The following is a 14,364-nucleotide window of genomic DNA, read 5'->3' as shown; positions in this document are numbered from 1 at the left end:
TCTTTGCTGAGAGGTTTCTTTTTGCTTTAATTTCGTAATAACAAAGGCTGTATCCAGAAAAAGAGATGGCTACCGTATCCGTACGGTGCCATCCCTCTCTCTTCTATCTGATAAACCATTTAACGTTTTACGTTTTTGATTACTTCGCCAAAGGTTTGCCCGATCCCGGCAACTTCTCCTCCAGTCGGGACCATTTCGCCACAATGGCTGTAATTAGTAGCGCCACTCCATTGATGATAAAAATCCAACGAATTGGCAACCAGCCACCCAGAACACCACCGATTATCGGCCCCGCCATCGTACCGATCTGGGAAGCCGACTGATTCAGGCTGAATGCTCTTCCTCGGAAGCCAGGTTCAGTCACTTGCACAATCATCGCATTAATCGCCGGGAACACCGCAGCAAAGAACAATCCATACACAAAACGCAAGATGCCAAATCCAATATAACCTGTAGTGAAAAACTGCAGCAGGTTACCAATCGCCCCACCAACGAGGCCAATGATCAGTACTTTGCCATATCCGATTCGCGAACCGATCTTACCCCAGCGCGGCGCCATAATAACTGTAGCTACACCAACCGCAGAGAAAATAATTCCCGAGCTGAGAGAAGCACGATCGGGCTGAATGCCCATTTCCATCACGTATACGGTCAATAATGGCTCCAGAATCATCACGGAGAAGGTACATATGCCCATCATGCCAAGCACCGTAATAAACAATCGATTGGCCCTGGCTTCACGGATGTCATCCATCACATGAGAACGTGCCTTGTTCCGGTTGAAGTTCTCTTCTTTGACCCAGAAGGTTGCGATCAACGCCGAGACCAACACTACGATACTGGAAAATAAAAATGCATTCCGGTTGCCATAGTAGTGGCTTACCACCCCACCAATTAACGGGCCAATTATACCTCCTGTTGCCCCGGCTGTTGACATGATACCAAGTGCATACCCTGTCTTCTCTTCCGGTGTATTGGTACCGACCAGTGCAATCGCCGCTGGAACAAACCCCGCGAGCAATCCCTGAAACAAACGAACCACGATTAGCGAATAGGGGTCCTGCACAAAATAATTGATCAAATACAAAACCGCAAGGCTGTATCCCGACCGGATCAGCATTGGCTTGCGCCCGTATTTGTCAGCCAGTGATCCCCAGAAGGGAGACACCAGCGCACTTGCCAGAAACGTGATGCCAAAGGCAAGCCCTGACCAGAACTCCAGGTGATCACGAACGCCCAGATCGCCACTCAGAAACAAAGGCAGAAATGGGATGGAGATTGAATAAGCGGTGCTGCAAAAAAACACACCAATCCACAAAATCACCAGATTACGCTTCCACGAGAAGTCCATATACCCGCACGCCCTTTCCGTTAATGACGTCGGGACTGCCGTGTATTGGAGCGGACGGAACAGACCCGTACGTCCCTGACTGCGGAAGCATTTTCCTTATTTTACACCTCTGTAAGCATTTACACCATCCCTTATCGCCCATAATATCCTGCCTTGCATTGCCATCTTGTCTGCAAAAACGGTATGATAGTTGAGGGATTATCCGAAAATAATTCTGACTAAATATATTATGCAGAGATGCAAGGGGGAACGTTCTCATGTCTTTTCGGTGGAAAAAAACAACAGCTGTGTCGCTGGTTCTAGCGATGCTGCTTATCGTCATTAGTGGTTGTGGGCGCCCTGCAAGCAGTGCGACGGAAACACCTGCTCCAGTAGAGCCTACTGGTCCAAATCCTGTAGCCACAATTGAAATGTCAGATGGGCAGAAAATTGTCATCGAGCTCTATCCGGAGATTGCACCAAACACGGTGAACAATTTCATCTCACTCGCCAATAAAGGTTTCTATGACGGCCTGATCTTTCACCGCGTCATTCCAGGGTTCATGATTCAGGGTGGTGATCCCAATGGCGACGGTTCAGGAGGTCCTGGTTATGCGATCAAAGGAGAATTTACATCCAATGGTCATAAAAACCATCTGAATCATACGCGTGGGGTTATCTCCATGGCGCGGACAAATGATTTGGACTCCGCAGGCTCCCAGTTTTTCATCATGTTAGCTGATGCCGATTATCTGGATAATGCATATGCCACATTCGGTAAAGTTACAGAAGGTATGGAAGTCGTTGATGGAATTGCTGCTCAGGAAATAGGCGCACAAGACAAACCGGTTACCGATCAGGTGATGAAAAAAGTCACTGTTGACACCCACGGTCTGGAATATCCAGAACCGGTAAAAATGCCTTAACCTTTGTAAGACAAACAAAAGCTCTGTCCTGCGTATTCACGCAAGGCAGAGCTTTATTTAATGTTAGCGTTTACAAAAATAACTTTATAAAAAATGCCCTCTTCTGGCACAACTCTATATGCAGCAGCTCTGCAACCCGCTGGTCTCAATACATCCATCCCATCAAACGCAACCAACCGATGATCGCAATCCATAGCGGACAGCTGAAAGCAACACCCCATGCAAGCCCTTTCAGTAAACTACGGTTTACTTCCACGAACAACGACTCCTTTCTCCAGGGAATAGTCGCAGTATCGGTAATAATATATGAATTTATACCCGTTTTCATTCGTCACGTAACCCCCTATTTCCTGCTTTTGTCCAGCAGTTTCATGGAATGGGTTTGGTGAACCTGATATAATATGTTTACTGAACGATAATGGAAGCTGATTCATGTTTTTGAGAGGAGATTATTCTATGGCAAAATCCAAAAAACACACCCCTGCTCCCAAAGCAGCACAGGATAAACCGACCACACTAAAGGATCTGCTGAGCAGTGATGTGTTAGAGAAACTGAAAGCTCAGGCGGATGAAGCCAAGGCTGCCGAGGCAGACCGCAAAGAGCAGGAACGCCTGCAGGCGGAAGAAGCGCGTAAAGCTGAACAGAAGCGAAAAGATAATGATTTTGAGTACCTGTTGAATAACAGTTCGATGGACTGGAAGAAACATAAGTAATTTTGCAGCAATCAGATCATCATGATATCTAAATGATAGAAACAGGGCCGTTGAACGGTCCTGTTTTTTTGTATCGTACATTTGATTCATGACTCTTAAGTCGGGTATGTAGAGATAGAGAGTTACTGATAATTCATACGATACGGAGGGATCAGGATGACAGAACAACGTTTGCAAGGGAAAGTTGCGATTGTAACCGGAGGTGGCTCAGGAATTGGTCAGGCAACAGCCATTCGTTTCGCTGAGCATGGGGCTAAAGTGTTTATGCTGGACCGGACCCCGGAGAATGCAGAGGAAACCAAACAGACGATTGAGAACGCAGGCGGAGAAGCCCACGTCATTGAATGTGATATATCCAAACCGGACAACGTACAAAAGGCAATCAATCAGGTTGCGGAGCAAGCTGGACAGCTCGATATTGTATTTGCCAATGCGGGAATTAATGGCACGATGGCTCCCATTGAAACGATGGAACCGGAGGACTGGGATCAGACGATGGGTATCAATATGCGCGGCACGTTCGCAACTGTGAAGTACGCCATCCCCCATTTGAAAGACCGCGGAGGTAGCATTATTATTACGAGTTCCATTAACGGTAACCGAGTATTCTCTGGTATCGGGTTCTCTGCATACGCTTCCAGTAAAGCAGGTCAGACGGCATTTACGAAGATGGCTGCATTGGAACTGGCCCGTTACAAGATCCGTGTCAACGCTGTCTGTCCGGGGGCCATTGATACCAACATCGATGACAACACCTATCCTTCGGACGATCTGAAAGAAGTACAGATTCCGGTTGAGTTTCCGGAAGGTCATGAACATCCACTCAAAGGTGAACCTGGAACGTCGAAGCAAGTCGCCAATCTGGTGCTTTTCCTCGCTTCCGATGAATCTTCCCATGTGACCGGTACCCGGATCTACGTGGATGGAGCGGAATCTTTGCTTCGTGGATAAAAATTAGAAACATATCCCTGTGAAATTAAAAGCCAAACATCCCGCAAATGGTCTGAATATCCAGACTGCTGCGGGATGTTTGATTTGAAATATTACTTTATAGAAGAACGAAGAACAGCTCCCGCTGCCTACCCTACCATCGGTACCCAATGGCCTTTAACTAGAGCGCTGAACTCTTTCCTCTCTTCATTCGGTTATTCAGCCTCTCCGGAATCGCAAAGAGCAGGACGTACATCAGGGAGAACATGACTAACGCCAGTACCTCTTCCCCAAGAATGTACAAGGGATAGGGACCCAACATGTCGAGCACTGATGGCGTATCCGGTTTGTGTCTCAGGAACATATAATTAGCGTCAAGCAGGACGTCCACGCCGTATACGACTAACGCAGCCACATTCACGAATATCATCGAACCCAGCACAGATCTCCAGCTTGGACGAAGCTGTTCTACCCAAGTCATATAGAGCAACGCCAGAATAATACAAGCGTGAGCCGTAAAAAATTGAATGAAACGAAAATGTGCATAAGCATAACCGAGATTAGGCGTTACGATCGCCATCAAGGCTCCTGCTATTCCTGCGAACAGCAATGCAGAATGCAGCAGTCTGCTGCGTGTCAATAATAGCAGCGCCGATAACAATAGTGACAGACTGCATAACTCCAGCGGCAATGAAGTCTGTAGACTCCATACATCCCCATATACATACCAGAGCTGAAGCACAATCTCACAGCCAAACATGACACTGGCCATCGTAATTCGAATGGTACGGCGTATATTGGATGACAATGAGCGCAGCCAATTCCGAAACAGGAACATCAATATAATTAATACAGCGATAAGACTGATCGCCCATAGGTGCGAAGTGGAAAACTGCATAAACGGTTCTGCATCATAAGGGTCCAGCCACGGTAGATAAGCCATGCTCCTCTTCTCTCCTTTATGTTACACAAACACAATATATCTCTTTAATGTTAACTTTTTCATTTTGTCATTGAATGAGCAGACTGTCCAGATGGAATTCTAAATTAGGATTGTATTTTAAATATCTTTATGTTAAGATAAATCCAACAACAAAACAAACTAAAAGTTAGTAACTTTCTTAACGGAATATTATAAAAATAAATTAACCACCAGGAGGAATTTATAATGCAAATTAAAGGACTTCACCATGTATCTGCACTGACCGCACACGCCGCTGAGAATTATCGGTTCTACACCAACGTCATGGGTTTACGATTGATCAAAAAAACAGTCAATCAGGATGATGTTTCGGTCTACCACCTCTTCTATGGAGATGAAAAAGGAAATCCGGGTACCGAACTTACCTTCTTTGAAATTCCAATGGCCGGACAGACACGTGAAGGCGTGAACAGTATCTCAGCAACGTCACTTCGTGTTCCTAGCGATGCAGCCCTTGCGTACTGGCAACTGCGTTTTGATGAATTCGATGTTCCTCATGGAGAAATCACCGAACGTGGGGGGCGTGCTACTCTCTCGTTTGCGGACTTTGAAGGACAACGTCTGATCCTTGTTTCTGATGAACACAATACAGGTGTTGCCGGGGGCAAACCTTGGGATCAAAGCCCTGTGCCTGTCGAGTATGGCATTGTCGGTTTAGGCCCAGTCCATCTTACCGTTAGAGATGCGTCCCTTACCGCTCCAGTTCTTACCGAACTGCTCGGCTTCCGTCAAAAAGGAACCTATCCTGCTTTTGTCGCAGGCCAACCCGATGTACTCGTCTTCGAATCCGGTGAAGGTGGTAGCGGCTCCGAGGTTCATGTCGAAGAACGAAATGACCTTACCCAAGAACGCCCTGGACGAGGCAGTGTGCACCATGTTGCCTTCCGCGTCGATAATGAAGAAGAATTGAAACAATGGGTAGAACGGGTTCATAATTTCCGATTCCCGAACTCCGGTTTCGTAGACCGTTTCTACTTCCGCTCCCTGTACTTCCGTGAAGCTAATGGCATTCTGTTCGAGCTGGCAACCGATGGTCCCGGCTTCGACACGGATGAAGAACTGGCTTATCTTGGAGAGTCCCTGGCATTGCCTCCATTCCTTGAAGGTCGCCGTGCAGAGATTGAAGCGAATCTCAAACCGCTCGATACCGTAATTCGCTAACCTGATCATACGTCCCAAAAGAACAAAAAAACGATTATCGTTATGCCAGTCCGGAATAACCGTCCGGCTGATGCATAGGCGATAATCGTTTTTAATATCTCGTTTATTTTTTGGTTAAATATGAGGTCGTCAATGGAACAAACAGAGAGGAGCCCGGGGCCTCATCAACGATTTCAACAAAGATGAAATCCGTGTCTGCAACATCCACGTCTACCCCAATCAAACCGTCTTCAGGGGCAAGCGATACTGTCTTGAGCGTTGTATTGTTTTCGTCCATGATCTCAAGCTTCTGTGAACCGCCAAGAACAGCCAAATCGAGATGCAGCTTGGCATACTTTTTCTGGGTCATGACTTGGAAGCTCTTGCCTTGCTTGGCTGTGTCGGTATGCAGGTATACATCTTTGTAATCTTTGCCTTTATACGCCGTTTCGGCCGGATCCTTGGTATGCCAATCCGAGGTGCCCAAGGCGGCAGTTCCGAGCGAGCTTAATGTCAGCTTGCCGGTTTCGGATGGTGGTACAGATCCATTATTGCTGCCAATGTTAACGGATGAGGTTGCACTATCATACGTAATTTCTGTACCCAGTAGCGTGCCGACTGCACGCACTGGCAAATAGGTCGTTCCGTTATAAGTAATTGGCAATACCGTTTTGCCATTGGCATCTTTGGCTGTTACCGTTGTCCCATTTAATTTCAGAGATATCTTGCTGTTCAAATACGCTTTGATCGGTTCCAGACCCGTTGCTGCAAGTGCCCCAGTGCCGATGCCGAGTGTTAAAGTACCCACTATTAAACCCAATACGACCTTCTTCTTCATGAATGATCCCTCCTAAAAGTATGAAATAGATGAGTTCCATCCTTTATACATTTAAACGACTAAAGTGCTTGTGTCAACCATTTCATGGTAAATTCCTGGAATAAAATCCGATATTGGATAGCACAAAGTGAGGCTAAAAGTACATCATTTTTTTCAGCCTCACCTGTTTCCCTCTGTCATTTCAGACCGTGGGGACATATTTTTTTATCATTGTTCTCAGCAATCCCGCTCTTCTCTAAACACTCGATTCAATCAAAAGATTCATAGTACTCATCTTCATACTCTTCCGTGCTGTATTCCAATTCTACAGCCTGCCACTCGCCATCTTTATAGTCATAGGCAAAGTTCAGATCACCGTCATACAAGCCCATACCGTATGCACCGGATGCCGACACAACCAACTTGCCATTCTCCACACTGTAATAAACAACACCGCCGAACTTGAGCAGCTCGTTATACACTCCCTCGCTCGTGTCTTCCTCCACCAGGGAAGGTTCTGAATGAACACCATCAACGGTAACGTTGATCGTCACCTGACCTGGTGTAACACTGACTTTCGAATTTACATGCTGCTTCACAATCTCATCCAGTGATTGCATCTTCATCTCTTCCAGCGTATCTGGATCGATAATATGCGCTTCACCCAGATAGATGCCTGTTCCATGACCGGCTGTAAACAATACAACAATCTCCTTCTTGCCATCTCCATTCAGATCCAGTTCATGCACTTCAGGTTTGTAGGACCCGCCTTCTCCTTGCCATTTACTGAATTCACGTTTGTTGCCGTTCACTTCCAACACCATTCCGTTATATATATATCCTGAACCTTCAACTTTCATGGGGTACAGTCTTACATTCTCATTTTCCGGAGCAACCGAAACGTACTCTCCCTTAACAGGAATTGATTCCTTCGTTGTAAACGCTGCTTCATTCATTGTTTCTATATTGGAAGCCACGACCGCTGAGGTCTGGCTGGATTGATCATCTATGTTAAGCTGTTTTTGCGATTCATTCATGGTTCTGGCAGACGAAGTTGTACTAATCGTCGCTACCGCCAAAATAATCATCAGCAGGATACCTGTCCAAGTTTTCAATATGCTGGGCTCCTTAATCTGTAGTGGAATACTACCATTATATCTTCATTTATCGCCCAAGCGTTGCGAATTTGTTAATGTTTCATAAAAAAATCTTTACATATTTCACTTTCTACGAAAGAACGTTCGGCTTTAACCATAATAAGCAAAAAAACACCCCGGAAACAGCTCAAGGCTGCATCCGAAATGCTTTCGTTTTGTCCATTAATCGATCTGTTAACTGTCTCAGCTCTTCTGCCGAGGATGAAATCTCCTGCATGATTGCCGTCTCTTCATGTGCCGCATCCATAATCCGTCTCGCCTCATCCGAGAATGATCCAGCTTTCCCTTGAATCTTTTTCACATGACCGTGCGTCTGTTCCACGCGGCTGGTCTGTTCCCCGATTTTGGACCCGATTTCATGAGCGCCCTTCATAAATACTTCTACCGTACCTGTAAGCTCCTGCAACGTCTGATCAACAGAGATCGTGCGCTCGGATTCATTCACGACGAGGCCATGCTGTTCATGAATCAGTTGAGCTGTATCTTTAATCCGCTGCTGTACGCGGCTGATCAGCTCATTAATCCGATGCACCGATTGTTTGCTCTCATCTGCCAGCTTACGAATCTGCTGAGCCACGACAGCAAATCCTGCACCCTCTTCTCCTGCACGCGCAGCCTCAATGGAAGCATTCAGGGCAAGCAGCCCTGTTTCCTCTGCAATGTTTTTGACGGACTGAGTAATGGCTTCAATATCCGAGGCTTCCTTCTCGAGCAGCACCATGATGTCCCGGGAACGGTTGTGAGATTCCGTCAGCTCGTCCATTCCTTTCATCAGAGAAGAGAAGGTCTGCTTCGTATGATCTACCGAACGTTCCATCTGGCCGGACATCTCTGTCATCCCGATCGACTGACTGTGCATACGCTGAAAATCGTTCAACATCTCATCCGCTGTAATCAACGACTGATGTGATGTCGTCTTTTGCTCTTCCACACCCACAGCAATATGGTCCACCGCATCAGACATCATCTCGATCTGCTCCGCTGCCTGGGCAATTGCTTCGCTTAGTGACTGGGCATTCTGAGAGGTTGTACGTGTACTATCTGTAATATCGTTTACAATACTTCTCAAATTGAAAACCATTACGCGAAAAGCATCATATAATACAGTAATTTCATCCTGTGTTCGGCGCTCTGGAATCTCGGCCGTCAAATCCCCTGATGAGACTTGTTGTGCCGCACGGGACAAATGCACAATTGGACGAGTCAACCAACGAGAGGCAAACCAGCCCAGAATCGCGTTCCAGCATACGCCCATGATAAGTACGATAGAGATATATAACCAGCTTGGCATAGAGAACGAGAGCCAGTCCTGAAGGAAAAATATAAAAAAGCCGCTAGTTCCGTACGTAATCAGTGAAATCAGTACCAAACCTGCGACGGTTTTTGCGCCTAAAGTCCATTTCATATTCACACCTCATAGTCCTTTTTTCCTATTTTACCAGTAGATAACCAAATAACATGTGATTTAGATCACTGAAAACGACAAATCCACCACCCACTTAATTCTTCATGCATGACTTCTCCTCTAAGTGGAGCATAATTGATAAGACGAGTTTTGACCGACTGAACCTTTGTAGTCTGCCAAGGTGATATCCTTAATTTAAATTATTTATCGGCAAATAGGGTGAAATGATTTAGCTTGGCATCCATTTTGCTTAAATGATATACTGAGTGCGCTTCGGCATTGCTGGAGCTGACCTATTTTTGGATGCCACTGGAGGCGAACGAAATGTCTACAATGTCCACAAGGACGGAGAAAGATTTTATTGGAGAAAAAGAAATTCCCGCTTATGCTTATTACGGAATACAGACGGTTCGGGCTGTAGAGAACTTCCCGATAACCGGCGTTCCTGTACACCGGGAACTGATTACAGCTCTGGCTGCGGTGAAAAAGGCTGCAGCAATCACGAATATGGAGCTGAAGATGCTGCCACGCAAAATTGGCGATGTCATCGTCATGGCTGCTGAAGAAATGATGAAAGGCCATCATCTGGATCATTTTATTGTTGACTCCATTCAGGGCGGTGCAGGCACCTCCATGAATATGAATATGAACGAAATTCTGGCCAATCGTGGACTGGAACTGTTATTGCAGAACAAGGGTGACTATTTCCACTGTAACCCGAATAACCATGTGAACATGTCCCAATCCACCAATGACGTGATCCCAACTGCACTGCGTATTGCTGCGTATCGGTTGTCCGAAACGCTGCTGGATACGATGAAACGTCTGCAGGATGCGTTCCGCAAAAAAGAACAGGAATTCAACGATGTAGTCAAAGTAGGTCGGACACATCTTCAGGATGCTGTGCCTATTCGCCTTGGACAAGAGTTCGGTGCCTATGCGCGCGTTATCGGACGTGATATTGAGCGTCTTGAGTACGCAAATCGCCGCCTGCTCACCATCAATTTGGGTGCAACAGCTGTAGGTACAGGTCTCAACGCCAAACCCGAATACATCGTCAAAGTCACGGAGCATCTGTCCGATGTGACAGGATTGAATTTGCAAACGGCCGAGGATCTTGTGGATGCCACACAGAATACGGATGCCTATTTGGAATTGTCGGCTGCACTGAAAGTATGTGCTGTCAGTCTGTCCAAAATCTGTAACGATATTCGCATGATGGCTTCTGGCCCACGTGCAGGATTCAATGAGCTGCGTCTTCCACCACGTCAGCCAGGTTCGTCCATTATGCCGGGCAAAGTGAATCCGGTTATGGCGGAAGTGATCAATCAGGTATCCTTCCAGGTTATGGGGAACGACCATACGATCTGCATGGCTTGTGAAGCCGGTCAATTCGAATTGAACGTCATGGGCCCCGTTATTGCGTTCAACTTGCTGCAATCGCTGAAAATCATGAATAACGGCATCGACGTCTTCACTCGTTATGCCGTTGAAGAAATGGAAGCAAACCGTGAGCGTTGTGCATTGATCATGAAGCAGAGCTTTAGTGTAATTACAGCGCTCAATCCACATCTGGGCTATGATGTGGCAGCCTCCATTGTGAAGGAAGCGTTGAAGACCGGAAACACCTTGCAGGAAATCATTCTGGAACGGGGTCTACTGACACCGGAAGAACTGGAAGAAATTTTGCATCCGGAGCAGATGACTACTCCTGGTATTGCAGGTGAGCACTTCCTGCACAATATGGAACGGTAGTAAGCTGTTTAAATTCAACTAATGAGTGTTTACATTGACACTCCGATGATAGTACAACCTTCCGATCGCTGTTAAGTCGGAACGAATAACCCCCGCAGACCGTTACCACGGCTCGCGGGGGTTACTTGTTTAGGATATATAATGAAGGCAAACGTCATTCATGCCCAGCGCTTCCGTTCAAGTGAAGGCAATATCTGAAGCTCTTCCCTGTATTTCGCAACCGTTCTGCGGGAGATAACGATGCCTTCATTCGCGAGCAATGCCGTGAGTTGGCTATCCGAGTATGGGCGTTCTGCCCGTTCAGAACGAATCAACTCTTTCAATCTGAGCTTCACCGCCGGCGCAGAGGCCATTTCTCCGTTCGTTGTTTCCAGACCTGAGGCAAAAAAAGCTTTGAGTTCAAAGACACCATGCGGTGTCTGAACATATTTGCCATTGACCGCACGGCTCACCGTCGACTCATGCATGCCGATGACCTCGGCAATAATCGCCAGATTGAGCGGCTTCAAACCGGCAGGTCCTTCACGCAGAAAAGATTCCTGTTCACTCATGATCGCCGCCAGAACACGCATCAGAGTTCGGCGACGCATACGCACGCTGCGAATGATCGCTCTGGCCTCTGCTGCCCGGCCTGACCAGACCTCATCTGCATCAATCTCCCTGATCCAGCGGCAACAAGCTTCGTTCAGGGATACCCGCGGCACACCCGCTAAATTTAACCTTAGCGAAAGCTCACCATTTCTTATCTGCACAACGGCATCCGGAATAATATAATGTGCACGTTCCGTACACCCGATGGATCGGCAAGGTTTCGGATCAAGACAAGCAATATAGTCATAAGCTGCCTGAGCCTGTTGTGACGTAATCCCCAGTCTTGTTCCCGCTCTGCCTGGATGGAAACGAACCAACTCTTCCAGAACTTCCTCCACCATGTTCTCCGCATGCTGGTTAGCGAATGGATCACGCCTAATCTGAAGCAACAAGCATTCACGCAAGTTGCGCGCTCCTACACCTGCCGGGTCCAGCGACTGGAGTATGTCCATGGCTGCTTCAGCCTCAGGCATCGATATTCCCCTTGCCGATACAACCTCAGTCAATTCCATCGTCAGATAGCCATCTTCATTGACACAACCAGCCAAATATACAGCTGTTTTCTCCGTTACAGGCGGAAGATTCTGCAACCGAAGCTGAGATATCAACAGTTGTTCAAGTGTAGGTTCGGCCCCTTTTATCAGTAGCAGCGGATCATAAGAGGAGAACCTCTCCTGATTCAATCGTCGGGGAAGACGGGTGCGCAGGGTAGAGGGCTCTTCTAGCTCAAGCACCGGATTTTCATCCGCGGCTTCCTGCAAATATCTAGCCAATTCCTGACCCGACAGGGTCAGCAGATGAATGGATTGCTTCATCTCCGGCGTAATGGATAATCGAATACGCGCCTCCTGCACCAACTGAAATCCTAACATCCGTCTCCCCCCTTAAGCGCTGCTCAAGCTACTACAGAATACTGACGAACAAAGACTATTTTCAGGAAATGATAGCATATAAACCAAGCGATTGTCAGCGGGCCCAAACCCAATTTCTCAACTTAATATTTCTCCGATACCAACTTCGCCTGCGTGAACAGCAGCAAGTAATCCCTTCCTCCTGCCTTGGAATCCGTTCCCGACATGTTAAATCCGCCAAATGGATGTGTACCCACCAGTGCACCTGTGCATTTACGGTTAAAGTATAGATTCCCCGCAAAAAATTCCCGTCTGGCTTGTTCCAGATGTTCGCGATTGCGAGAGATCACTGCACCTGTCAGTCCATAATCGGTATTATTGGCAATATCCAGTGCATCCCCGAAGGATTCTGCCTTGATAAAGGCCAACACCGGTCCAAAAATCTCTTCCTGTGAAATCCGTGCTTGCGGGTCCACATCGGCAATAATGGTCGGTTCAATGAAATAACCTGCCTCGTTCCCTGTACTACCACCGAGTACAAGGCGACCTTCAACCTTGCCTATTTCAATATATTCTGTGATCTTGGCATACGCCTTATCATCGATAACAGGACCTACCTGATTTCCGACTTCAAGTGGACTGCCCATGCTCAGCAGCTTGGTTCGTTCAATCACTTTTTGCAATACCTCGTCATATACATCTTTATGAATAATGGCGCGGGAACACGCGGAGCACTTCTGTCCCGAGAAACCAAACGCGGAAGCCGTGATGGATTCCGCAGCCAATTCCAGATCACTGTCGCTATCTACAACAATTGAATCCTTGCCGCCCATCTCAGCAATCACCCGTTTAATCCATTTCTGCCCCGGCGCGGTGCGTGCTGCACGTTCATTGATCCGCAGACCGACATCTCTGGAGCCTGTGAAGCTGATAAAGCGGGTGAGCGCATGGTCCACCAGATAATCGCCAACCTCACTGCCTGGTCCTGGCAAATAGTTCACTACGCCATCCGGCACACCCACTTCTGCAAGCAGCTCCATGAATTTGGCGGCAATAACCGGTGTTGTGCTAGCTGGCTTCAATACAACCGTGTTGCCAGATACCAATGCAGCAGAAGTCATGCCTGCCATAATCGCGAGTGGGAAGTTCCATGGCGGAATGACAATCCCCACACCAAGCGGAATATAACTCAATTCATTATCTTCGCCTGCAATTCGTGTGAGCGGCTGTGGTTCACTCAGACGCTGCATCTCTCGGGCATAAAACTCCATAAAATCAATAGCTTCCGCAGTATCCGCATCCGCTTCTGGCCATGTTTTGCCTGCTTCGTACACCATCCAAGCGGAGAATTCATGCTTACGACGCCGCATGAGCGCCGCTGCTTTGAACAAATAACGGGCACGTTCATTCGGGTCCGTATGTTTCCAGGTGCGAAATGTTTCCGCAGCCGTTTGGATGGCCTGCTCGGCAAGCTCTTGATCGGCCTGATAGATCTTTCCGACGATCTGATTTTTGTATGCAGGATTCACGGAGGATAACGTGCGGGCGCTTGTTATTTTTTGTCCACCAATAATAATGGAGTATTCCTGGCCAAGTTCAGCCTCCACCTTACGAAGTGCGTTCTCAAAAGCTTCCCGGTTGGCCGGGACTGCAAAGGATGTGAATGGTTCGTTAACAAAAGGGATATTCATGAATGATTTCCTCCTTCAGATGTGGGGTTCGCTGGCTGATTGCCTGAGTTGCCATGCATTTTACTCATCACCCAA

13 protein-coding genes are annotated in these 14,364 nt (G+C 47.3%); 5 read left to right on the top strand and 8 right to left on the bottom strand.

Going from position 1 to position 14,364, the window contains the following annotated elements; translation table 11 throughout:
• Nucleotides 1–139: 139 nt before the first annotated feature.
• On the bottom strand, nucleotides 140–1,351 hold the full coding sequence (locus G3352_RS10215) for an MFS transporter (protein ID WP_076290204.1): 1,212 nt from the start codon (nucleotides 1,349–1,351) through the stop codon (nucleotides 140–142).
• Nucleotides 1,352–1,608: 257 nt separating this feature from the next.
• Between G3352_RS10215 and G3352_RS10210 the strand changes: the two genes are divergently transcribed.
• Nucleotides 1,609–2,256, top strand: a complete 648-nt coding sequence (locus G3352_RS10210) for a peptidylprolyl isomerase (protein ID WP_163756187.1) — start codon at nucleotides 1,609–1,611, stop codon at nucleotides 2,254–2,256.
• 145 nt (nucleotides 2,257–2,401) lie between these two features.
• Here the strand turns inward: G3352_RS10210 and G3352_RS10205 are convergent, their stop codons facing one another.
• A complete protein-coding gene (locus tag G3352_RS10205; protein ID WP_024632483.1) occupies nucleotides 2,402–2,584 on the bottom strand; it encodes a hypothetical protein in 183 nt (60 codons plus the stop codon).
• Between the two features lie 128 nt (nucleotides 2,585–2,712).
• On the opposite strand from G3352_RS10205, the gene G3352_RS10200 reads away from it, so the two are divergent.
• Both G3352_RS10200 and G3352_RS10195 read left to right on the top strand, forming a co-directional pair.
• Nucleotides 2,713–2,970: a YqkE family protein gene (locus tag G3352_RS10200; protein ID WP_024632484.1), complete on the top strand. Its 258-nt coding sequence runs from the start codon at nucleotides 2,713–2,715 to the stop codon at nucleotides 2,968–2,970.
• Nucleotides 2,971–3,126: 156 nt separating this feature from the next.
• Nucleotides 3,127–3,921 (top strand): SDR family oxidoreductase, encoded by a 795-nt coding sequence (locus tag G3352_RS10195; protein WP_090997800.1) that lies wholly within the window; start codon nucleotides 3,127–3,129, stop codon nucleotides 3,919–3,921.
• Nucleotides 3,922–4,081: 160 nt separating this feature from the next.
• Here G3352_RS10195 and G3352_RS10190 read toward each other — a convergent pair whose 3' ends face one another.
• Nucleotides 4,082–4,843 carry a YwaF family protein gene (locus G3352_RS10190; protein ID WP_163756184.1) on the bottom strand — a complete coding sequence of 254 codons (762 nt, stop codon included), beginning with the start codon at nucleotides 4,841–4,843 and terminating at the stop codon, nucleotides 4,082–4,084.
• Nucleotides 4,844–5,068: 225 nt separating this feature from the next.
• On the opposite strand from G3352_RS10190, the gene G3352_RS10185 reads away from it, so the two are divergent.
• The gene (locus G3352_RS10185; RefSeq protein WP_163756183.1) at nucleotides 5,069–6,043 is read left to right on the top strand and encodes a ring-cleaving dioxygenase; all 975 of its coding nucleotides are present in this window, start codon (nucleotides 5,069–5,071) and stop codon (nucleotides 6,041–6,043) included.
• 103 nt (nucleotides 6,044–6,146) lie between these two features.
• Here G3352_RS10185 and G3352_RS10180 read toward each other — a convergent pair whose 3' ends face one another.
• From G3352_RS10180 to G3352_RS10170, 3 genes are all read right to left on the bottom strand, one after another.
• Nucleotides 6,147–6,860 carry a stalk domain-containing protein gene (locus G3352_RS10180; RefSeq protein WP_163756181.1) on the bottom strand — a complete coding sequence of 238 codons (714 nt, stop codon included), beginning with the start codon at nucleotides 6,858–6,860 and terminating at the stop codon, nucleotides 6,147–6,149.
• A 248-nt stretch (nucleotides 6,861–7,108) separates the two neighbouring features.
• Nucleotides 7,109–7,954 (bottom strand): hypothetical protein, encoded by an 846-nt coding sequence (locus tag G3352_RS10175; protein ID WP_163756180.1) that lies wholly within the window; start codon nucleotides 7,952–7,954, stop codon nucleotides 7,109–7,111.
• A 169-nt stretch (nucleotides 7,955–8,123) separates the two neighbouring features.
• On the bottom strand, nucleotides 8,124–9,401 hold the full coding sequence (locus G3352_RS10170) for a methyl-accepting chemotaxis protein (protein ID WP_113054149.1): 1,278 nt from the start codon (nucleotides 9,399–9,401) through the stop codon (nucleotides 8,124–8,126).
• Nucleotides 9,402–9,725: 324 nt separating this feature from the next.
• Here G3352_RS10170 and G3352_RS10165 point away from each other — a divergent pair, with 324 nt between their 5' ends.
• Nucleotides 9,726–11,156 (top strand): aspartate ammonia-lyase, encoded by a 1,431-nt coding sequence (locus G3352_RS10165; RefSeq protein ID WP_163756178.1) that lies wholly within the window; start codon nucleotides 9,726–9,728, stop codon nucleotides 11,154–11,156.
• 158 nt (nucleotides 11,157–11,314) lie between these two features.
• On the opposite strand, the gene rpoN is transcribed toward G3352_RS10165, so the two are convergent.
• Together rpoN and pruA are read right to left on the bottom strand one after the other, a co-directional pair.
• On the bottom strand, nucleotides 11,315–12,619 hold the full coding sequence (gene rpoN, locus G3352_RS10160) for an RNA polymerase factor sigma-54 (RefSeq protein ID WP_163756176.1): 1,305 nt from the start codon (nucleotides 12,617–12,619) through the stop codon (nucleotides 11,315–11,317).
• 122 nt (nucleotides 12,620–12,741) lie between these two features.
• Nucleotides 12,742–14,289: an L-glutamate gamma-semialdehyde dehydrogenase gene (gene pruA, locus G3352_RS10155; RefSeq protein WP_163756174.1), complete on the bottom strand. Its 1,548-nt coding sequence runs from the start codon at nucleotides 14,287–14,289 to the stop codon at nucleotides 12,742–12,744.
• Nucleotides 14,290–14,364: the final 75 nt, after the last annotated feature.

The sequence above is a fragment of the Paenibacillus sp. ALJ109b genome (assembly GCF_010747435.1).
Lineage (GTDB): Bacteria > Bacillota > Bacilli > Paenibacillales > Paenibacillaceae > Paenibacillus > Paenibacillus taichungensis.
This window is presented reverse-complemented; position numbering and strand designations above follow the sequence as displayed.

Bases quoted from the DNA above. Each gene is read 5' to 3' on its own strand.
- G3352_RS10205 (WP_024632483.1), bottom strand. From the start codon at position 2,584: ATGAAAACGGGTATAAATTCATATATTATTACCGATACTGCGACTATT.
- pruA (WP_163756174.1), bottom strand. From the start codon at position 14,289: ATGAATATCCCTTTTGTTAACGAACCATTCACATCCTTTGCAGTCCCG.
- rpoN (WP_163756176.1), bottom strand. From the start codon at position 12,619: ATGTTAGGATTTCAGTTGGTGCAGGAGGCGCGTATTCGATTATCCATT.
- G3352_RS10195 (WP_090997800.1), top strand. From the start codon at position 3,127: ATGACAGAACAACGTTTGCAAGGGAAAGTTGCGATTGTAACCGGAGGT.
- G3352_RS10210 (WP_163756187.1), top strand. From the start codon at position 1,609: ATGTCTTTTCGGTGGAAAAAAACAACAGCTGTGTCGCTGGTTCTAGCG.
- G3352_RS10200 (WP_024632484.1), top strand. From the start codon at position 2,713: ATGGCAAAATCCAAAAAACACACCCCTGCTCCCAAAGCAGCACAGGAT.
- G3352_RS10165 (WP_163756178.1), top strand. From the start codon at position 9,726: ATGTCTACAATGTCCACAAGGACGGAGAAAGATTTTATTGGAGAAAAA.
- G3352_RS10170 (WP_113054149.1), bottom strand. From the start codon at position 9,401: ATGAAATGGACTTTAGGCGCAAAAACCGTCGCAGGTTTGGTACTGATT.
- G3352_RS10215 (WP_076290204.1), bottom strand. From the start codon at position 1,351: ATGGACTTCTCGTGGAAGCGTAATCTGGTGATTTTGTGGATTGGTGTG.
- G3352_RS10185 (WP_163756183.1), top strand. From the start codon at position 5,069: ATGCAAATTAAAGGACTTCACCATGTATCTGCACTGACCGCACACGCC.
- G3352_RS10180 (WP_163756181.1), bottom strand. From the start codon at position 6,860: ATGAAGAAGAAGGTCGTATTGGGTTTAATAGTGGGTACTTTAACACTC.
- G3352_RS10190 (WP_163756184.1), bottom strand. From the start codon at position 4,843: ATGGCTTATCTACCGTGGCTGGACCCTTATGATGCAGAACCGTTTATG.